The sequence below is a fragment of the Chromobacterium subtsugae genome (assembly GCF_001676875.1).
GTDB lineage: Bacteria > Pseudomonadota > Gammaproteobacteria > Burkholderiales > Chromobacteriaceae > Chromobacterium > Chromobacterium subtsugae.
Window position 1 is genome coordinate 87847 of sequence record NZ_JYKA01000009.1, and the last position, 17433, is coordinate 105279.

27 protein-coding genes are annotated in these 17433 nt (G+C 60.4%); 3 read left to right on the forward strand and 24 right to left on the reverse strand.

Annotated elements, in window-relative coordinates; all coding sequences use genetic code 11:
- Positions 1-103: 103 nt before the first annotated feature.
- Genes MY55_RS13100 through MY55_RS13145 form a run of 10 tightly spaced genes read right to left on the reverse strand, consistent with a single transcriptional unit; the run spans position 104 to position 9008 of the window.
- Complete coding sequence (locus MY55_RS13100) at positions 104-502, reverse strand: phage tail assembly chaperone (RefSeq protein WP_043579127.1); 399 nt, start codon at positions 500-502, stop codon at positions 104-106.
- Positions 503-514: 12 nt separating this feature from the next.
- On the reverse strand, positions 515-1726 hold the full coding sequence (locus tag MY55_RS23070) for a hypothetical protein (RefSeq protein WP_043579126.1): 1212 nt from the start codon (positions 1724-1726) through the stop codon (positions 515-517).
- Positions 1726-2319, reverse strand: coding sequence for a phage tail protein I (locus MY55_RS13110; protein WP_065202484.1), 594 nt, complete (start codon positions 2317-2319; stop codon positions 1726-1728). The genes MY55_RS23070 and MY55_RS13110 overlap by 1 nt, the downstream gene beginning before the upstream one ends.
- Positions 2312-3433, reverse strand: a complete 1122-nt coding sequence (locus MY55_RS13115) for a baseplate assembly protein (RefSeq protein WP_043579124.1) — start codon at positions 3431-3433, stop codon at positions 2312-2314. The genes MY55_RS13110 and MY55_RS13115 overlap by 8 nt, the downstream gene beginning before the upstream one ends.
- Entirely contained in the window at positions 3430-3798 is a 369-nt protein-coding gene (locus MY55_RS13120) for a GPW/gp25 family protein (protein ID WP_065202485.1), read from the reverse strand. The genes MY55_RS13115 and MY55_RS13120 overlap by 4 nt, the downstream gene beginning before the upstream one ends.
- Before the next feature lie 48 nt (positions 3799-3846).
- Positions 3847-4464, reverse strand: a complete 618-nt coding sequence (locus tag MY55_RS13125) for a phage baseplate assembly protein V (RefSeq protein WP_052258262.1) — start codon at positions 4462-4464, stop codon at positions 3847-3849.
- A complete protein-coding gene (locus tag MY55_RS13130) occupies positions 4464-5492 on the reverse strand; it encodes a phage late control D family protein (protein WP_043579122.1) in 1029 nt (342 codons plus the stop codon). Before MY55_RS13130 ends, MY55_RS13125 begins: the two co-directional genes overlap by 1 nt.
- Positions 5480-5695 carry a tail protein X gene (locus MY55_RS13135; protein WP_043579121.1) on the reverse strand — a complete coding sequence of 72 codons (216 nt, stop codon included), beginning with the start codon at positions 5693-5695 and terminating at the stop codon, positions 5480-5482. The genes MY55_RS13130 and MY55_RS13135 overlap by 13 nt, the downstream gene beginning before the upstream one ends.
- Positions 5695-6624 (reverse strand): phage tail protein, encoded by a 930-nt coding sequence (locus MY55_RS13140; protein ID WP_052258260.1) that lies wholly within the window; start codon positions 6622-6624, stop codon positions 5695-5697. The genes MY55_RS13135 and MY55_RS13140 overlap by 1 nt, the downstream gene beginning before the upstream one ends.
- Positions 6624-9008, reverse strand: a complete 2385-nt coding sequence (locus MY55_RS13145; protein WP_065202486.1) for a phage tail tape measure protein — start codon at positions 9006-9008, stop codon at positions 6624-6626. The genes MY55_RS13140 and MY55_RS13145 overlap by 1 nt, the downstream gene beginning before the upstream one ends.
- Positions 9009-9294: 286 nt before the next feature.
- On the opposite strand from MY55_RS13145, the gene MY55_RS23520 reads away from it, so the two are divergent.
- Positions 9295-9786, forward strand: a complete 492-nt coding sequence (locus tag MY55_RS23520; protein WP_146008329.1) for a hypothetical protein — start codon at positions 9295-9297, stop codon at positions 9784-9786.
- Between the two features lie 56 nt (positions 9787-9842).
- On the opposite strand, the gene MY55_RS24610 is transcribed toward MY55_RS23520, so the two are convergent.
- The 11 genes from MY55_RS24610 to MY55_RS13190 form a co-directional block, all read right to left on the reverse strand.
- Entirely contained in the window at positions 9843-9998 is a 156-nt protein-coding gene (locus MY55_RS24610) for a GpE family phage tail protein (RefSeq protein ID WP_080770305.1), read from the reverse strand.
- On the reverse strand, positions 9985-10281 hold the full coding sequence (locus tag MY55_RS13150) for a phage tail assembly protein (protein ID WP_043579119.1): 297 nt from the start codon (positions 10279-10281) through the stop codon (positions 9985-9987). The genes MY55_RS24610 and MY55_RS13150 overlap by 14 nt, the downstream gene beginning before the upstream one ends.
- A 3-nt stretch (positions 10282-10284) precedes the next feature.
- The gene (locus tag MY55_RS13155) at positions 10285-10803 is read right to left on the reverse strand and encodes a phage major tail tube protein (RefSeq protein WP_043579118.1); all 519 of its coding nucleotides are present in this window, start codon (positions 10801-10803) and stop codon (positions 10285-10287) included.
- 2 nt (positions 10804-10805) lie between these two features.
- Complete coding sequence (locus MY55_RS13160; RefSeq protein ID WP_043579117.1) at positions 10806-12233, reverse strand: phage tail sheath subtilisin-like domain-containing protein; 1428 nt, start codon at positions 12231-12233, stop codon at positions 10806-10808.
- The gene (locus tag MY55_RS13165; RefSeq protein WP_043579116.1) at positions 12223-12408 is read right to left on the reverse strand and encodes a hypothetical protein; all 186 of its coding nucleotides are present in this window, start codon (positions 12406-12408) and stop codon (positions 12223-12225) included. The genes MY55_RS13160 and MY55_RS13165 overlap by 11 nt, the downstream gene beginning before the upstream one ends.
- On the reverse strand, positions 12408-12848 hold the full coding sequence (locus tag MY55_RS24615) for a Gp37 family protein (protein ID WP_043579115.1): 441 nt from the start codon (positions 12846-12848) through the stop codon (positions 12408-12410). Before MY55_RS24615 ends, MY55_RS13165 begins: the two co-directional genes overlap by 1 nt.
- 27 nt (positions 12849-12875) lie before the next feature.
- Complete coding sequence (locus tag MY55_RS13175) at positions 12876-13097, reverse strand: hypothetical protein (RefSeq protein ID WP_080770304.1); 222 nt, start codon at positions 13095-13097, stop codon at positions 12876-12878.
- Positions 13097-13330 carry a TraR/DksA family transcriptional regulator gene (locus MY55_RS22675; RefSeq protein WP_330217666.1) on the reverse strand — a complete coding sequence of 78 codons (234 nt, stop codon included), beginning with the start codon at positions 13328-13330 and terminating at the stop codon, positions 13097-13099. The genes MY55_RS13175 and MY55_RS22675 overlap by 1 nt, the downstream gene beginning before the upstream one ends.
- Positions 13305-13565, reverse strand: coding sequence for a hypothetical protein (locus tag MY55_RS13180; RefSeq protein ID WP_047236604.1), 261 nt, complete (start codon positions 13563-13565; stop codon positions 13305-13307). Before MY55_RS13180 ends, MY55_RS22675 begins: the two co-directional genes overlap by 26 nt.
- A gap of 272 nt (positions 13566-13837) precedes the next feature.
- Positions 13838-14272: a Mor transcription activator family protein gene (locus tag MY55_RS13185; RefSeq protein WP_043579113.1), complete on the reverse strand. Its 435-nt coding sequence runs from the start codon at positions 14270-14272 to the stop codon at positions 13838-13840.
- A gap of 37 nt (positions 14273-14309) precedes the next feature.
- Complete coding sequence (locus tag MY55_RS13190; RefSeq protein ID WP_047236603.1) at positions 14310-14624, reverse strand: hypothetical protein; 315 nt, start codon at positions 14622-14624, stop codon at positions 14310-14312.
- Positions 14625-15106: 482 nt separating this feature from the next.
- Here MY55_RS13190 and MY55_RS23525 point away from each other — a divergent pair, with 482 nt between their 5' ends.
- Positions 15107-15553: a hypothetical protein gene (locus MY55_RS23525; RefSeq protein ID WP_146008330.1), complete on the forward strand. Its 447-nt coding sequence runs from the start codon at positions 15107-15109 to the stop codon at positions 15551-15553.
- A gap of 92 nt (positions 15554-15645) precedes the next feature.
- Positions 15646-16008, forward strand: coding sequence for a hypothetical protein (locus MY55_RS23530; protein ID WP_146008331.1), 363 nt, complete (start codon positions 15646-15648; stop codon positions 16006-16008).
- Here the strand turns inward: MY55_RS23530 and MY55_RS13200 are convergent.
- The 3 genes from MY55_RS13200 to arfB form a co-directional block, all read right to left on the reverse strand.
- A complete protein-coding gene (locus MY55_RS13200; RefSeq protein ID WP_043579112.1) occupies positions 15965-16588 on the reverse strand; it encodes a 3'-5' exonuclease in 624 nt (207 codons plus the stop codon). The genes MY55_RS23530 and MY55_RS13200 overlap by 44 nt on opposite strands.
- On the reverse strand, positions 16585-16788 hold the full coding sequence (locus MY55_RS13205; RefSeq protein ID WP_021476013.1) for a hypothetical protein: 204 nt from the start codon (positions 16786-16788) through the stop codon (positions 16585-16587). Before MY55_RS13205 ends, MY55_RS13200 begins: the two co-directional genes overlap by 4 nt.
- 92 nt (positions 16789-16880) lie before the next feature.
- The gene (gene arfB, locus MY55_RS13210; RefSeq protein WP_065202487.1) at positions 16881-17288 is read right to left on the reverse strand and encodes an alternative ribosome rescue aminoacyl-tRNA hydrolase ArfB; all 408 of its coding nucleotides are present in this window, start codon (positions 17286-17288) and stop codon (positions 16881-16883) included.
- Positions 17289-17433 lie beyond the last annotated feature (145 nt).

A 17433-nucleotide genomic window follows, 5' to 3' on the forward strand; every position in this document is an offset into this window, starting at 1 on the left:
GCGCCGCTTTTGATCGCCATGGTGTTGCAGCCCCCCTGTTGCCATGGCGGTTTTTTTTCATTCCCCGCTTGCTCAGCCTGCTTCCCCACCTGCCCTTGATAGCCTAAGGACTGGCCGGCCACTGCATCTGCGCAGGAAAGCCCGGCTGCTGCGGCACATCCCGCAAGGCTTGCGCATACAGCGCCCACCCCCTCGCCTGCTCCTCCGACAACGACGGCGCAATGCCAAAGCAGGTCTGGCCAGCATGACGCTCCAATACCGCCAACGCGTCCTTCAGCAGCAGATCGCGCTGCCGACGCGCTTGCTCCGCTGCCTCATCTAGCGTCATGGCAGAACGGGGCTGAGCCAGCGGCAAGCCATCATCCCCTGTGCTTATCACGGCGCCTTCAGCTTGAGCCGACAACAGCGTCTGGTAAGTTTCATCATCGATTTCAACCGCATCCTCCGGCATGATGGTGCTGCCGGCATCGAAAAAACCGCAAAGAGATGGAGAAAAATACATGACAGGCCCCTTTCAAAGTTTGCCGATGGCGCGGACGTAGACGACACCGGCATCCGGCGGTCCGCCATAAATGCCGCGAACCCTCAACTGCCCGCCAGTTTGCGATGGCTGCGCGCTCAATACCGCCGTCACTTCGCCTTCCGCATCCAGCGCGGTAACCCATACTCCATGCACCTCGGCCATGGCGGTCGGAAAGGTAAACGGCATCTGTTCGTCCCTCCTGGAGAAACCCACGCTGAACCACTGTTCCACCAAGCCGCCAGGACGCTTTTGATAGCCACGCGGGCCGATTGCGCCGTCAAACGCGACGGCATCCAGTTTGCCCGCCAGCTTCCGGTTCGCGGTATTGGCGTAATCGCTATCTCCACCCAAGGCGGCCGCCAATTTTTTCAATGTATTCAAGGACTCAGGCACGCCATCCGCCAGCAGGCTGACAGCCGTTTGCAGATCGTTCTTGCTGGCTGCGTCGCCGATCCCGTAACCAGCCAGAGTTGCCGCCTTCGCGGCGAAGCGTTCGTGCAGCCAGCCATATTGCCGGGCATAAATCGCACCGCCACTGCTGATCGCGCATTGTTCATCACCGTCTATCTTCAGCATCAGCCGGCTAGAGCCACGTCCCGGTTCAACACTCTTCGCCGCGAACAAGCCCGTATCGCCATCCACCCCAAACGCGAACCCGACGGAAGCGACATCTTCGCCGCTATCTGAAGGATCCCCCTTCTCCGCGCGGAAAGCCGCCCCCCAAACCCGGCCTGCCGCATCTTTGAACGCAGCGTCGGCTATGCCGTAACCCGCCAAAGAGCTGGGCTTGCCAGAAACGATCTTGCTCCAATCCAACGCGGGCAAATCCGCCGCCGCCATCTGCCGCCCACCAGTGACGCGGCCCTTGGCATCCACCGTCACCATGCCATAGCTGCCGGCGGCCACGCCGCTATCTGCCAGAGTCAACGCGCCGCTGGCGCTGCGGCTGCCATCGAAGCTGACGCTCCAACTCCCGTCGCCAGTCATCCCCAAGACACGCGGCGCGGTCAGGCGGGCTGCGCACGCCACCGCCAGGGTGCCGGACAGCAGATCATCCACCTGGCTTTTCAAATAGCCCGTGCGGTTGGCTAACTGCTTGCCTTGCAGATTGTCGATGCCGTCCGGGCCGCCCAGCACCGGATCGGAAGTTTCCAGCTGATAGATGCCGCTCTCCCAGACCGGCTTTTCCTGCAGATTGGCCATTACGCGCTCCCTCGGTTGAATTGGCGGTTGCGAGACACCGACCCATTGCGTCGGCAAGCCACCGCTTGGTATTCCAGGCTGGCCAACTCGCAACGAGCCGGAGCATACGCATCCAGCAGCTTGCGCAGTTGCGTCGCCTGATCGTTGGCGATCGGTTGCCGCAACAGGACGCGGTACTGCGCCCAGGCCGTCGGATCGCCATGCACATAGACTCCGTCGCGGCGGCTGCCGCCATCACGCGCCCGAATGGACAAGCCCTCGATCAGGCTCGCCTCGCCCAGTCCCAGCCGACGGATCAACTCCCGCAACGCCCATGGCGTCCCCTTGCGGCAATGCAGCTCAATGGCGCCTTTGATCAACCGGCGGCGCGCATCATCCGACTCGGCCAACTCCCAGCCATCGCCGATCAGACTGAACTGGTCGGCCAGCCAAGGCAAGGCCTGGGCCGCGACGATATCCACCAGGCACAACAGCATTGGTCGGGTATCCAACTGCCAGATGGCGGCCAGCAACGCATCGAATGCCGCCAATCGACGGTCATGAGCCAACGAATCCGGCAACAGGCCGCTGGGAGACAGAGTCCAGTCAGTCATCCGCCCTCCCTTCGATCCGAATATCCAAATCATCACAACGCGCCCACTCATACGGCGCCAATGCTCGCAGCGCTGACGGCGTCCGCAGATCGACACGATAGACTCCCGGCACAGTCGCCAGCGCGGCGGAGATCTGGCTGGGCACGATATCGCGGCCCAACCCGGCGGCCAGCCTTTCCACCAATAATCGGCCCTCAGACTGGAGCGCGGCATTCACCGTCTTCGCGTCGGCAAATGCCAGCAATGTGACGCGCGCGACGATCCGGTACGGCACTTCGCGCGGCGGCAAAACCTCCACCTGGTCTGTCAGCGGCCGAGCTTTATCATGGCTGCAACGCGCCAGCACGGCCGCCAGCACCTCAGCGGAGGGCAAGCCGCGCTTGCACAGCGGATACACCCGCACCACGCCGGGCGGAACATCCCGCCCGCCACCCGACACCGCGACATCGATGATGTCCTGGCTGGCCTGCAACGCATGAAAGCGATAAGCGCCAACCGGTCCCGCTACTGAAAATCGCTCCGGCGCCAGGCGAATGCGTTGCCGGTAGCGCTCGTCGTCCTCCTCGTCCGCGCCGCCGGAGCTGACTGTCGAATTGACAGCGGACGCAATCCCAGGCGAAAAGTCCTGCAAGGCATTGATCTGTCCGGGCAACCAGCCATTGCCCTCCACGCCGGAGACGGTTGCGATAGCATCGACTTCGATCGCGTCGACTCCTGCCTGCATCTTGGCGTCGCCCCCGGTGAAGAAAGCGATGCGGCCATCGCCGCTTGCCACCCGGGTGCCCGCCGGTATCAACATGTCTTCGGGCTGCGATGCGCCTCGAGAAAATCGCAAGGTGGTACGCGCAGGGCGCGCAGCCAGCCGGGCCGTGGCCACCAACTGGCCAAGATGGTCCAGAATGGCGCCACGTGAAAAAGCCAGTAAGTTGAGCCGGGCGCTATCGTTGATCTCCGCCGACTTTTGCGCCGCCACGCTGGCGATCAGATCGATCATGATGCGGTCGATATGTCCGGGATACAGCGTCTTGCCGCTCATCGCCTCGTAACGGGCGAGCAATTGGGCGGTAATCGTCTGCGGATCGTCATCGACAAAACGGGGAAGATTGTCTGTCATCGGGTCCACTCCACTTGGGTTTGCTCCAGGTTGCCGCCGCCCTTGACGCGCCAGCCTATGCGTAGCCGGGCCTCTCCAGGCAACAGTTCCACCTCGATGTCCACCACCTCGGCTCGAGGTTCTCCTTCGACCGGATGGAGAATGGCAGCCCGGGCCTCGCGCACCAGATATGGACTGATGCGGTTTTGCGGCCAGTCCAGATACCGATGCAGCAAGCTGCCAAATTCAGGACGGTGCGGCACTGCGCCTTTGCGCGTTTTGAGAATCACGCGAATGGTTTGGTGGATATCGGCCAAGCCGCTTGCCACGCCGTCAGCGGCGAGAGCGGGTTGCCAGTACAGGGTATCGGGGATGAGTTCGGTCATAGCGCGAATGCTATGACCGACAGGAAAATGCGATCAGCGGGAAAGGCTTCAGTCCGCTCCGCGAGACGGGCTGGTTGGCGGGCTGGTTGGCGCGCCATCGCCCTGCTCCATATGGGCATGAGAACGCAGACTGACCCCGCCGGACACGATATCGCCGCTGGCTTCGATGCCGCCCAGAATCTGCGCCGCAGTGCCGCCGCCAGAACCCAGCAAGCCGCCCTGATAGGTCAACCGGCCTTGCACCGTGACATTGCCAGTCATCAGGGTTTCCGCCGCGGCTATCGTCACAAGTCCGCCGGCGACAAGCCGCACCGGACCGCTGGCGACAATCGCAAGCGTGCCGCTGGCGCGGTCGTACTCCAGGCTCCCGCCGTCCCGGAAGCTCAAATGCAACTTGTCCGGGCTGGCAATAGGGGGCCGATCGACATCGGAATAAATGGCCCCGACAATGCAGCCATCATCAAAAGTCTCGTCCATCAGGCATGCCACCTGCTCGCCGACATCCAGCGTCAGGCACTCTTTGTCGCGCAGCGTCTTGCGCATGGTCAGCGGCAGCCAGCCGCTTACCAATCCGTCCAGGTCGGGGAAACTCACCCGGGCAAACCCGGGCCTGGCGGCAAATACTATCCCGGTCTTATACGATGCCCCTCCCGTAGCAGCCGCCATTACTTGTCTCCTTTGCCGGTTTTGCGCGCAAGCCGTCTGGCCTCCACCTCCGTCCGATAGCCTCCGCCGCGGTCCATCTCATGCCGGCTGCTCACAATATGGTAGATGCCGGACAACGCCCCCATATCCAGCAAGCTGAAGTTCACTCCCGCCACCAGTTTGGGATTGCCATACAGCGTCAATGAGACCGAGGTCGCCTCCAAGCGCTGTCGCGTCATCGCGGCCTCCGCCTTGACGCGGGCCTGCTGCGCCGACTCTACCCGGCTATTGAGCTTGATGGCATCGCCGCTAGCCGTTCCATTACGCTGCCGCGCGCTGTGGCTGACACATTGTCGGGTACGCGGATCATGGTAGCTAACCGAAGCCTGTCTCACCACGCCCTTGATCTTGTCGCGGCAGCCGTAACGGCTGATATCTCCGCGTCGCAGTTCCAATACCGGCTTGCCTCGATGCAGATCTTCCAGTTTGCAGAACACCAGCCGCCCCCCTTTTACAGAAAACGCATAACCGTATTCGCCGGCCAGCCGCCGCAGAAAAGCAAGATCGGTCTCATGGATTTGCGTGGCGCGGATAATGCGGATGGGTTCGATTCTCCCTATCAATGCCAGTTTCTGCCTGCCAGCGATGCTTTGGGCGATAGCGGCCAGCGTGGTATCGTCATAACCGCGCCCTTGCGGCGTGCGTTGCGGGCGCGTCACCCCGGCGGCCAACGCGCGGATGACGACGATGTCCGGCGGACCGGACAGCTCTACTTCGTCAATCTCGAACTCGCCGCCATCCAATTGCTCGCCATCCTGATAGCCGAGTTGCAGACGCAGCCTATCGCCATGCGTGGGATACCAGCCCGAGCGAAAACGGCCATCGACATCTTCCAACGTGATATCCATCGAATCCGACTGGCCTTCCTCATGGTCCGTGTAGGACAAGCGCAGGATGAAGGGCGTCAATTCCTCGCTCACCTGCCGGCCCGCCCACTGGATCTTGAACGCCGGCCGAGCCGGATCCCGCATACCCGTCAACGTTTCCATGGCGGTAGCGCCTCCACTGGCTGCGCATCGTCCTCTTCGATCAACGGAATGGCCAGCCTTAAGCCCGCCGGCAACCTGGTCTGGATGGCCACCGCCGGATTGGCCTCCAAGAGGCGGACATAGCCATAAGGATCGCCGTAATAGCGCCAGGCGATCTGATCCCAGCGCTCGCCGTCGCTGGTGGTATGGATCAGTTGCTGCATCACGCTCCTCCCATTCTGGCGCTGCGCAGCTGGGAATGCGCGGCAAGTCCTGCCAAAGGCGCCGCCGTCTGGCCCCATGCCCCATCTAACCGACTCATCGAACCTTGCATGCGCGCCATGCGCCCAGCCACATTGGCCGGCGTCAAACCATCCAGTTCGGCTCGCATATTGCGAGCCTCCTCCGACGCAACGGTTGCCGCCTGGATCAAAGGCGCAGCCTCTCCCAGCCTCGAACGCACCGATCCCAGCGCCAACTGCATCGCGCCGCTGGATTCCCCCAGCGTCTCCAGATCTCGGCGCGCGCGCGTCAGTTGCGCCACAGCGCCGACAGGATTGCTTGCCAAAGCCTGAGCCGCTGCCAATGCCGAATGCGCAGCCCCGGCGGCATCCGTCAATTGCCGGGCAGAACGGATAGCCGCGCCTATCGCCTGCTTGTCTGGAGACAAAGCCGCCGTCCCCCCACCAAACCTGACCCGCTGACCGACACCCGCCGGCACAGGTTGGCCGAGTTTGCATACCGCGGGGCCAGATGGCTTGGCAGGCCTGGGCAAAAGCGGCGCAGATTCCCGCAACTTCAAATCGGCATCGGCGGAAACCAGCCGGCCATCGGCGTCGGTATGCTCGGCGACTACCGACAACTCCGCGACGACGAATTCACCCTTGTATTGGCCATTGGCCAAAATGAAAGGCAAAACCTTATGCTCGGCCAACAAGGCGCGCAGCTTCAACACCTCATCCTCCGGATCGCAATAGCCATCATGGAACCTCAGTTTCAAGCTCCACTCATCCAACCGGTCGCCGGTCCATTGCAAGCGGGGCTTGCCGCCGATGCGGGCATGTTCGGCGAAATCAGCGGCAAAACGGCCATCCAGTCCATTGAAATACGTAATCAGCTCAAATTGCATCTCCCCTAACAAGGCAAATTGCATCAAAGCGCTCCTCTTTGCTGTTGAACGGTTTGCTGCCTGACGATCTCCCCCACCAAGCGGGCGTTGGCCTCCAGCAACTTGCGGAATGTCTCCATCTGCCCAGGAATCACATCGCCATGAATGGTGAGCGCCGGAGCGTAATGCACCTTCACCTCTGGGACGAGCGCATGCGATTTGGCCAATGGTTTGCTGGCCAGCTCGGCAGCCGCAAGCGGCCTGGCTGGCGGCAAAGACACAGACGCCATCGCCACCGGCGCGCCAGCCCCTTTCTGCGCATGCCCCGCGGCAGTCAAAGCCGCTGCCGGATATCCGGATGTTCCGCCGGCCTGCGGGCTGGCGCCGGATAAGCCGCCGCCGACCGTAGGCCGCGCCACAACCGGCGGATTGCGAGAAGAGGAAACCGCATCATGGATGGCGCCGCCCAACCAACGGCCACCCATATCGCCGCCCATGGAACCGATCAATCCGCCGATAACGCCGCCTATCGCGGTGCCAATGACCGGCACAACGGACCCAAGCGCCGCCCCCGCCGCCATGCCGGCCAAACCGCCGGCCACGCTCCCCATCAATCCGCCAGCGACACCAGCGTGAGCCTGGTCTTTTTGTTGTTGGGTCAATTCGGCATTCCGGCTGATGGCCCAAGCCTCCGCCCCCGCCATGCCGACAGCAAGCAACGGCACCCGTCCCAACAGCCTCAAGGCTGCCCCCCCGCCGCTTTTCAACATGCTCCCCGCGCCGGCCGCCAACGCCACTCCCCCGGAAACCATCTTCCCGACCACGCCGGAAGCGCCGCGCCTTGGGAGCATGCTGGCGCTGCCTGTCGGTAATGCGCCGGGCTTCAAGCGGATTCGCGGCTTGGGTTTCTCATTTCGGCCATTAGGCTTGCCGTCTCCCCATTCCACGCCCGACGAGCCTCCCAAACCTCCAGCCGGCCAGTTGGTAATGAAAACTTTCTGGACATGTAAAGCTGTCAACACCTGGCCAGCCACGCCTTTTCCCTTGCCGCCAAACAATTTGAAGATGCCGTCAAACGCACCTTTGAACACACTCAGCCCTCTGACGACGGCAGCCAAAAGCAAACCCAATGCTCCCAGCGCTGAAACGGCTACCGCGGCTCCGGCCAGCAAACCGAAACCCCATTTCGCGGTAGCAGGATGCTCTTTGACCCAATCTCCCATCTTTTCCGATTTGCCCTGCAGCACCTGGCCAAAGGGCTCTCCCCACTCCTTGATGGAGGGGCCGGCCAATAACGACAGTGTCGTACTGATGGACTCATTCAACGACTTCCACAAATTCAGGGTTTCCTTCTGGATGACACTGAGGCGGTCCTGTAGCAAGGCTTGCTTATCAAGCTTGTCCAGAGAGGCTTGGTAGCCTGCAACCCCAGCGGTTGCTATAGCTTCAGCGGCCTTAGCTCCTTGCCTACCAAATAGAACCTGCAGCACCTCATTTCTCTCCGACCTCTTCACTTCGCCTAACCCACCAATCTGCTTTGCCAAATTATCAACCCCAAGAAAACCACCTGCCTCATTGAAAAATTTTAATTTAATTCCATAGCTTGCCAATTTTAAATTAGCCCGACGTATTGCATTACCATTACTGGGCAATAGAGTATCTTTCCGCCCCTCCACCTCTGCCAATAGATTGATGAATTCATCACTACGTCCACCCACATACCCTCCAATACTATTCCCCAATGCCAAAACGCTCTTCAAATCATTGATGCCATTCACACCCAAACCATCCCTAACATTGTTTGGGAGAGAAAGGATTCGCTCTAATTCAGCAGGTTTCTTATTAAAAGCAAAACTGGCCTGTTGAAGAATGTTAGCTCCACTTGGCAAATCATCCATCAACAAACCATAAACCTCCTTCAAAATGGACACCAGCTTGGCCGCCTCTTGCGGCGGCTCGCGCAATACCGCGCCAAGCTTGGCGCTAGCCTCCAAACCGCCAGCCACGACTTCCTGATAAACCATACCCTGATCAATCAAAGCTTTGCCGGCCAGCAGCATGTCCACCTCGCCCCCCGGCAGGGCGCGTCCCAATGCCACAGCCTTGTCGCGAATCAGCGCCAAGCCCTCTCCAACCTTGCCGCTGCGATCCAGCAGCGACAAGATCAAGCTTGCCAGCGCGCTATCCATGCGGGTGAAAGCTGTCGCAGGTTGCTCTGCCAGACCAAGCATCCTCCCCCCGAGTGACTGGAACGATCCATGCAAGCCAAGCAGCTTGCCGGAAACCGACTCAATCGCATCGCCGATGTGATTGAACGCCCTCGTAGCCCGCTGCCCCTGCAATACCGCCGCATTGCCGATATCCAGCAATACACCGCTAGCCAAGTCGCGAGCGGCAACCTGAATTTCAAGTTTTACCGGACTATCCATCTCTTACCTTCGCATCAGTTGGTTGACAGAATTCACGTAGCCAATCCGAGATCCGGAAGGGCTAACGCTCCTGCCATGATGTCTGTTCGATAGACACAAATCGAGAAAGAAGACATTCAGTAGATCAGCCATACCACATGCCAAACTGTACTTTAGGCCGGCATATCACAGAAAAAGCCATACATCCGGGTGTGATGTATCATCCAAAAATGAAAAACTAGCTTCTAGGGCATAACCCTTCATCCTATGCCTAAAAAACCAAAACCATTTTCGCCAGGAGTAAAACGTGTCCATCTTCTCAAAACTTATTTTCTTTACTTGCTTGACCGCCATATCACCATTCGCTTTGGCATCACCATTCATTTCCGGTGGACTCGGAATGCCTTACCATGAACTGATATCAAAGTATGGCCCGAAAGAAACATACTGCCCATCATCCAGCCCATACTATAACTACCCATGCTTACAATCTGGATTAATACTACTAACCGATGAAACCAACAAGGGAAACACTGAAGAAATAGGCATTTTCTGGCCAACTGAGATCAACACTGACCACGCCAGAATACTAGTCACAAGCTATTTCCCAAAAGACTGGAAAATAGTTAGAACATACAAAATAAAATACTCAGGAAGAGTAGTCGACTTATACTACAGCCCATCCCTAGCCAAACGGTTTGGAAAAAACAAATGGAATGGAGAAAAGCCTGGAACTTTCACTGCAGCTCACTCCCCAGATAAACGCTTCGTTCTCATCTCCATCGGCAACAACCCATGACTCAATGCAAAAGCCGCCGCAAATCGCGGCGGCTTTCATTGCCCCATAAAACTGCCTTAACCGTACGCTTCTTGTTCGGTCCGAATTTGCTCAGTCGCCCGTTCGCACCATGCCAGGAAATCCGCCACCTCCAGGCCATCTATTTCCGACGGCTGGAAATGAAACCACTTGGCAAGCAATGCCGCTCCGGCCCATAACTCAGCCGTTGTCACCCAGCATCCGGCGAAAAGACTCCTGCACCTTGCGCCAATCGCCAAGATCCAGGTTCTCGATGTCCTCCGCGGCCAAACCGGACAATAAAGCCGCCAAACCGATTTCCTGCTCTTCCTGGCGTTCGCCAAAACGCGCCGCCAGTTTGACGTCCTTCACTTTTGGACGACGCAGCGTCAGTTGCGAGACGCGGGAGCCGTTGCCAAGCATCAGGGGCGCCAGCAGTTCTACCGTGATGCTCTCGATCAGGCTGCCAGCTGGTTGCGGCTGAATGGTTTCGCTCATGGGTCAGGCTCCGATATGGCTGCGGTAATTGGCCAGCATGTCCTCTCCGCCGACGCGGAAGATATTCGACATCACATCCAGTTCCACCACATCCTGGCCAGCCAGGGTCTGCTTGATATAGGTGGCGGTGAATTTGCTGGGGAAGTCGACTTGCTCGTGCTGCTTGAACGAGCCTAACGGAAACTCCTGGAACGACACCGTCAGCAAAGTCACCAGCTCGCGCTCCTGGCTCAAACCCTGGGCATTCCAGCTTTCCACGTTGGAGCGGCACATCAGTTGCAACGCGCGCAAAGGGTTGGCCACTGCGCGGAAGGCATCCAGGTAGAACGAGCTCCACTTGATGTCGCCCTCCAGCGCCTCGAACCCCGCCGGCAACTTGAGCTTGCCGAACATGCCCAGCGCCTTGTGGTCCTTCATCACCGCCTTGAGCACCGGCAGCTTGATCTCTTCGGCGCAACCCAGCAGGTTGTTGCCGCCCAGGTAGATATTGGCATTGACGATATTGTTGACTTGCACGGCCATGGTTATCGCTCCCCTTTCAGATTCAGCAGGTACTCGTCGGAAATCTCGGCCTCAAGGCTCAGTCTTTCCATGGGCGGCGGCGGAGTGAATTTGTACTGCAGCAGCAGATGGCCGGCAGCCAGCTCTTCCTTGACGTTGCGCGCGGGATCGAACCAGCAATGTCCGCCGAGAATGGCGCCGTCGCCGATCAGTTTGCGGAAAAAAGCGTTGATGCTGCCAACCAGGCTGTCGATCAACGGCTGGTCCAGCGGGCGATCCATGTATTGCTTGCTGAAATAGCGCAGACTCTCGTTGATGATGTCGGCGGTACGGCGCACCGGAATGAAATTCCTGATATGCGACAACACCGGCCAGGCGGCGGAGCGATTGCCCCAAACCTCCCAGCCGCTGCCGAAGGCATTGAACACCGTGACGATGCCGGCTTCGTTGAGCAGGTTCACTTCGGCATTGGCATCATCCAGCAATGCCGTCAGCGGCCTTTCGATGCCGATCACGCCCTGGATTCCGGTGTTGGATGGCGACCACCAATAGCCTTTGTCCAGGTCCTTGCGCGCGATCACGCCGGCCAAGCGCTGGCTGAACGGCTCCAGCCGCGGCGCGTTGGTTTGGTCATCCCACACCTTCAGATGCGGGTAGCACAGGATGGCGCGCTCGCTGCCGACGTTGAAGTTGATCGCGCCACCCGGCCCCCGCCCTTGCAGCGCCTGCTGCACCGAAACGCCGATAGGCGCGTCGATCAGCGCGAAAGCGCCAGTCTGCTCGGCCACGGCCACCATTTCCGCCGCCACAGAAGCCTGGGTGCAATAGGCCGGCGCGATCACCAGCTTGGCCAGGAAGCCGAACGCGCTGAATGCGTCCTTGGCAGCCTTCAAGCCCGTGCGGCGGCCGGCGGCATCCACGCCGCCGATGATGTCGGCCGCGGTCACCTTGGCGGGATCGGCATAGCTGTAATTCGCCCGCACGGTGGCCAGGCTGGCGATCGCGCCGGCTTTCAAACGCGACAGCTCCCCGCTATCGGCATCCAGTTGGTAGTCGACTCCGGCTACGTAGTTCCTGCCGCCATCCAGGCTTTTCAATTCCAGGCCCATCACCGCGGGATGACGCAAGCGCGCGCGGCCCGAGCTATCGAAGCTGACGTTCTCGTTTTCCACCGCGCTCTTGTGGAGAGAGGAGTCCAGCACGTTCAACACCAGAACCGTGCCTGCGCCTTGATCGTAAATGGCAGCCAGCGCCTGCGGGATGGTGAAGCCGGCATGGCCACGTCCAAACGCCGCGGCATCTCGCTCCGACAGGCACAAAGTCAACTCGCCCGGCTTGCCCTTGGGAGCCGTGCCCACCAGCAAGATGGTGGCGGATTTCACCACCCGTACCGGCCGCGCGCCCTTTTCCACTTCGATGGTTTCCACTCCGTGCAGAAAATTAGCCGGCATGAGTCTCTCCTTGGTTGAGCTGGCGGTCTGCTGGCTGCAAATAGCGCTGAGCCAACAGCGCGCGGGTATATTCGCCGTCCTCGGGCAAATCAGCCTCTTGCCCGCAAAACAGCATCACTTCGCGGCCATCGGCCAGCGTAACGCCGGACGGCGGGCCATCGTAGCGGTAGATCATCAAGCACCCTCCTCGTGGTTGACTACGGTGAGCGACGGCGCGGCCTCCCCATCCAGCTGCGCCACCGCCAATACACGGCAAGCCAGATGCACCTTGCAGCGCCAGCCATCCTGGCCCTGCTGAATCCGGCTATCCCGTACACGCCGACAAGGCTCTGCGCCTACCGGCCGAAACCCAAGCAAGCAGCGATATACCGCCGCCAGTTGTGCATACAGTCCCTTGTCTGTGCGCAATTCGCTTGCGCTCAACTGCAGTTCAAAGCGCAAAGTGCGCCATTGCGCTGTCCCCTGCCTCCGCCCCAAGCGGGAACCGCGGTATGCCAGCCATGCCGCCGTTTCTCGCCGTGTCGGCGGACCCGGCAACACTGGCATGTCCAAGAGCTGCAAAGCCGCTCCCAGCCGCTGGATGCAGGCGTCTTCTATCGCAGTGACCATGTCCATAGTGAATCCCGAGTAAAAATGAAAACCCTACCAAGCTCGCTTGAGCATCTCCGCCGCGATAGCAGTCAACACCGCGACCACGCAGCCGCTGATGGCGCCGACGCGCGCTGCTTGTTGCTCCACTTGGCGCAGCCGAGCGTCCAAGCCATCCAGCCGCTCGCTCTGTCCCACTTGGCTGGCCGCTATCATGTCCAGCTTGCCCTCGATCCGGCCAAGCGCGCGGGTCAACTCCCCACCGCTTTCCAGCATCAGCACCAACCTTTTTCATGGCTTTTCTGGCAAATCAGGCAACGCCGGCAGCCGGGAACTGCGCGGCGGCGCGATGCAGGAATATCATCGCCGCACTCCTGGCAATGGCTATAACTGGCCGCGCCGGCCAGGTTCATGCGCACCGCCTGCCGCGCCAAAGCCTCCTCCCGCTGGCGCTGTTCCAATGCCTGGGCTTGATCGAATAGATCAGTCATGGCGGTGCCTCCCGCCATCGTCCTCTGCGGAAAGGCCTCCGGCTCGGCTCCGGCGGGAGTCAATCAGCCTCAAGGCCGCGGAATACCCGCCCACCAAGCCCAGATAGAGCAGCCACTGCTCAGGGCCGAGCATGTCGCGCCCGCCCTGGTACAAAAACATGGCGGTGGCGGTCGCGCATGCCACATTGGCCCACAGCTTGGCATGCGACAGACGTCGGCTGCGGGGGTGGCAGATCAGATCGGAAATTCGCATTACGATTCTCCTTCGGGTCATTCGAGACAAACCGCAAGCAGGAAACAGGCATCGCGCATCGATGCGGCCGGACGGATAACAAATCGCCAGCCAGGCGTGCAAATTCATTGCATGCCCCGGCGGAGCATCGTTCACGCGCTGCCTGTCATTCAGAAAAGATTGCCGCGAGTTTGGCGCTGCGGTTTGCGGCCGATTCGGAAACAGCGGCACTCTGCATGCTGGAATGCCCTGATTGTGCCCAACGCAAGAAGAGCGCTGGAGCGGGAAGGTCTTCAGTGGCGGCGGGGATCGGTAGCCGCCGGGTCACTGCAATCGGTGCGCTTCAAAATGTCCCAAATGCGGCGGTCTGTCAGCCGATGCTGCTGGGCCAGCTGGCTGACCGCGGCATTGCTGCCCAACTCGCGGCTGAGCCGATCAAAAGCCTCGCAAATGGCGTAATCACGCAATCGACGCAAGGCGCTAGCGCAGCGCGGAATGTAAAGCAGGTCTCCACCGTAATGCTGGCAAAGCCGATCTGCCGCCTCCACTCCCACCACTTCTGCCAGAGCCAGGTAACGAGCCTCCCCCAGCCTGCTGCGCTTCTTGCTGACGGGAAAGGTGGTACCTCCCAAGTTCTCCACCAGTTTCAACGTATTAGGCAGTCCTATCATGCCGGCAATCAGGCGTACGGTTTCCGGCAACAAGTTTGGCAACTGTTCCAGCTTCATCGTCTTGTTCTCCTGGTATGTGCGAAAGTGCGGCAGCTTAATATTCGGTCCAGACCACCAGACAGCCGTTGATTCTGAATCGGCCAGCCTTCGGGCTGCTATAGAAGTCGTCATGGGCAGCATCGCCTTGGCCCGCCATCCGCCGGCAATCTGGATGCGGCTCTATGCGTATCGTCGGTTGCCGCGGCTCAAGCAACTCCACCCACATCACGGTGAAACCGAGCCGGGTCAATCTCTCCACCGCGGCAGCCACTCTGTGGGCCGAGGCGACGATGGCCGCATTGCGTAGCGGCCGCAATGGACTGTTCGCGTCTATCATTTTTTTCTCCCCCAAATCATCCACAAGGTTCATGGCGCGCTGGCGTTCCACTCCCGCGCAGCCAGCGGAGTCAAACCGTTCAGCCACCGGCAACCGGATGGTTTGCCACCCCAAAGATCGGAGCCGCGGCAACCAAGATATCCATCACGCCACAATGTCTCCAAAGTGGAAAACTTTCCTCCTTCCCAGAACTGTTTTTGAGAAAACAAACATGGCACTTTCCACTTTATCCGCTTAGAATTCCATGCAGGGGTTCGTCTGACTACCCTGAGAAAAGATTTCAGACACAGCCCAGGCTTACCTGACAAAGCAGGCCATGGTTTAGTGAAAGTCTTTTCATGGCACTGATGGCAAAAGCATAAGCGCCAACAAAGTGCAAAGTCAACTCGGGAAAACTTTTCACTTATGCCATGTGACGCCCACGCAACAGCCTGAAATTTCGGAAAAATACTGAAGTCCATCAGAAAAGTGGAAGGTTTCAATAAATCTCCACTGATTCAAGAAGGAAGCGAAAAGTGGGACCATTACTATCCGCCAGTGAAATCGCCGCGCTCAAATTGCCAGGTCTGCCCGGCAGCAAAGTCGCCATCGCCGCTCGGGCGGAACGAGAAGGGTGGTATGGCGAGGAAAGAACGGGACTGGGGGGCACCCGCAGGGTGTATCGCCTGCCCGAGCACTATTTGGTCAAGGCAGACGCGGGGACCACCCGAGCAGATGACCAGACCTCGTCGTATTCGGTCGGCGGCGCCCCAGCCAAACGGAGCGTTGCGATCAGCCCTCCCCAAATTGACTTGGAGACGCTGCAGATGGTGGAAACTGTGCTGGATCAGGTTTTACAGGAGCGCAACCTCAGACTGAAGTCGGAAAAGCGCGGCGCCGTGGTCGCGTTTCTATATGACTACGCCAGCAAAGGCGGCGGACGGGATGGCATGTTGATGGCGCTGCAAGCGCTGGTGGCATAGCACTGGGCTACTTGGCCAAGTGGCCATGTATCTTGCAGGGAACGGCTGGGATAACATCAAGACTTTTCGCATGCATATCAGTCATCCTCTGAATGCAAGACGAGACCCAACAGGCCTTGAGGGAACTGCTGGCCGGGGCACTTGAGCCCTCCCCTTCACGTGGCGGCCAGCCCCTCTCGCCCGGCCATCCGCGGGTCTCGCATCCCGCTCCGGACGCCGCCAACGATGCGCGCTATGACGACGGGCCGGCTCCAGCAACGATGGCGGGCGGCAACAAAAATGGCGCAACCCTGTTCAAGGTTGCGCCATTCTTCATCGCGTTCATCCATTTCTTTCTGGACGATGCCGGCCAGTGGCTGGCCGCCTGGGTATTGGCCTATCTCGCCCATGCGCGGCCGGGCCGCGCCGTGGTCAAACCCGCTGCGCGGCCTGCAATTCGTCCAGATAAGGCCTGATTTTGGCCGCGGCCACTTTTTGCAGCTTGCACAGCATGCCGTGGTTCACATCGCCCAGGCGGAACTGGCCGCGCAGGGTGTCTTCCAGGTGGCACAGCAGGTTGGCGGCCATTTCGGCATCAGCCAGCGCGCGGTGGGCGCGGCCGGTGTCCGGCAGGCTGGCCCAGCGGGTGAGCGTGCCCAGCTTGTGGTTGGGCGCCTGCGGCAGCAGCCGGCGCGACAGCAGCAGCGTGCAGGCGAAATCCTGCCCGCGCGCCAGGCCCAGCTGCGCCAGTTCGTAATCCCAAAACTTGCGGTCGAAGCTGGCGTTGTGCGCCGCCAGCGGAGCGGAGCCGACAAAGGCGGCGGCGTCGCGCATCACCGCGTGGGCCGGCGGCGCGGCGCGCAGCATGGCGTTGCTGATGCCGGTTAGCGCCTCTATCATCGGCGGCACCCGCACGCCGGCGTTCATCAGGCTTTGAAAACGGTCCACCACCCGGCCGTTTTCCACCATCGCCACGCCGATTTCGGTGGCGCGGCAATCCGGCCCCGGCGTGATGCCGGTGGTTTCAAAGTCGATGACGGCGACGCGCTGTCTCACGCCAAGGCCGCCTTGGCGGCCTCTTCCGGCGTCAGGCCGTCAAAAAACTGGTCGGTATACCATTCGGCCTGCTCTTCGATATGCTCCTGAGCCTCGGCTTCGGTGGCGCCGGCCGCCACCAGATGGGTTTCCACCTCGGCGCACCAGGCCAGCAACGCCAGGGTTTCCTCATCCAGTTTTTCTTGCGGCTTTTTCGACATCGGGTTTTCCTTGCAATTCAGTACATTATCGAGCCCGGCATTGTACCCGGCTTTGGCCGGCATGCAAGCGCCAAAACGCGCTTGCCGCGCCGTCAGTCGTCCACCCGGCCGCGCAGCGACTTGATGGCGCCGCGCTGCGACTTGCCGGCCAGCCGCCGCTGCTGAGAACCATAAGTGGGCTTGGTGGCGCGGCGCGCCTTGGGGGTGTGGCTGGCGCTGTCCACCAGCGCCTGCAGCCGTAGCAGCGCGTCGGCGCGGTTTTGTTCCTGGGTGCGGTACTGCTGCGCCTTGATCACCAGCACGCCCTCCTTGCTGATGCGCGTGTCGTTCAGGCCCAGCAATCTTTCGCGCAGCCACTCCGGCAGCGACGACGCGGCAATGTCGAAACGCAGGTGGATGGCGGACGAAACCTTGTTGACGTTCTGGCCGCCCGCGCCCTGGGCGCGCATCGCGGTGAACGCCACCTCATCCTCTTTGACGAGATAGCGGGAAACAGACATGGAGAAGAAAACGGTTTCTTAAAACCGCATTATAAGCCGCGCGGGCCGCCAGGTCCGCGCGGCTTGCCGCTTACGCGCCCAAACGGATGCGCCGTCGCAGATCAGCACCTGGCTGGCGACGAAGCTGCTGCCGATCAAAAACGCC

Bases quoted from the DNA above. Each gene is read 5' to 3' on its own strand.
- MY55_RS13120 (WP_065202485.1), bottom strand. From the start codon at position 3,798: ATGACCGAACTCATCCCCGATACCCTGTACTGGCAACCCGCTCTCGCC.
- MY55_RS13180 (WP_047236604.1), bottom strand. From the start codon at position 13,565: ATGCGAATTTCCGATCTGATCTGCCACCCCCGCAGCCGACGTCTGTCG.
- MY55_RS13185 (WP_043579113.1), bottom strand. From the start codon at position 14,272: ATGAAGCTGGAACAGTTGCCAAACTTGTTGCCGGAAACCGTACGCCTG.
- MY55_RS13110 (WP_065202484.1), bottom strand. From the start codon at position 2,319: ATGACTGACTGGACTCTGTCTCCCAGCGGCCTGTTGCCGGATTCGTTG.
- MY55_RS13115 (WP_043579124.1), bottom strand. From the start codon at position 3,433: ATGACAGACAATCTTCCCCGTTTTGTCGATGACGATCCGCAGACGATT.
- MY55_RS24615 (WP_043579115.1), bottom strand. From the start codon at position 12,848: ATGGACATGGTCACTGCGATAGAAGACGCCTGCATCCAGCGGCTGGGA.
- MY55_RS22675 (WP_330217666.1), bottom strand. From the start codon at position 13,330: ATGGCGGGAGGCACCGCCATGACTGATCTATTCGATCAAGCCCAGGCA.
- MY55_RS13190 (WP_047236603.1), bottom strand. From the start codon at position 14,624: ATGAACCTTGTGGATGATTTGGGGGAGAAAAAAATGATAGACGCGAAC.
- MY55_RS23530 (WP_146008331.1), top strand. From the start codon at position 15,646: ATGCAAGACGAGACCCAACAGGCCTTGAGGGAACTGCTGGCCGGGGCA.
- MY55_RS13165 (WP_043579116.1), bottom strand. From the start codon at position 12,408: ATGATCTACCGCTACGATGGCCCGCCGTCCGGCGTTACGCTGGCCGAT.
- MY55_RS13145 (WP_065202486.1), bottom strand. From the start codon at position 9,008: ATGGATAGTCCGGTAAAACTTGAAATTCAGGTTGCCGCTCGCGACTTG.
- MY55_RS13125 (WP_052258262.1), bottom strand. From the start codon at position 4,464: ATGGCGGCTGCTACGGGAGGGGCATCGTATAAGACCGGGATAGTATTT.
- MY55_RS13160 (WP_043579117.1), bottom strand. From the start codon at position 12,233: ATGCCGGCTAATTTTCTGCACGGAGTGGAAACCATCGAAGTGGAAAAG.
- MY55_RS13175 (WP_080770304.1), bottom strand. From the start codon at position 13,097: ATGCTGGAAAGCGGTGGGGAGTTGACCCGCGCGCTTGGCCGGATCGAG.
- MY55_RS13205 (WP_021476013.1), bottom strand. From the start codon at position 16,788: ATGTCGAAAAAGCCGCAAGAAAAACTGGATGAGGAAACCCTGGCGTTG.
- MY55_RS13135 (WP_043579121.1), bottom strand. From the start codon at position 5,695: ATGCAGCAACTGATCCATACCACCAGCGACGGCGAGCGCTGGGATCAG.
- arfB (WP_065202487.1), bottom strand. From the start codon at position 17,288: ATGTCTGTTTCCCGCTATCTCGTCAAAGAGGATGAGGTGGCGTTCACC.
- MY55_RS13155 (WP_043579118.1), bottom strand. From the start codon at position 10,803: ATGGCCGTGCAAGTCAACAATATCGTCAATGCCAATATCTACCTGGGC.
- MY55_RS13130 (WP_043579122.1), bottom strand. From the start codon at position 5,492: ATGGAAACGTTGACGGGTATGCGGGATCCGGCTCGGCCGGCGTTCAAG.
- MY55_RS13100 (WP_043579127.1), bottom strand. From the start codon at position 502: ATGTATTTTTCTCCATCTCTTTGCGGTTTTTTCGATGCCGGCAGCACC.
- MY55_RS13150 (WP_043579119.1), bottom strand. From the start codon at position 10,281: ATGAGCGAAACCATTCAGCCGCAACCAGCTGGCAGCCTGATCGAGAGC.
- MY55_RS23070 (WP_043579126.1), bottom strand. From the start codon at position 1,726: ATGGCCAATCTGCAGGAAAAGCCGGTCTGGGAGAGCGGCATCTATCAG.
- MY55_RS13140 (WP_052258260.1), bottom strand. From the start codon at position 6,624: ATGCAATTTGCCTTGTTAGGGGAGATGCAATTTGAGCTGATTACGTAT.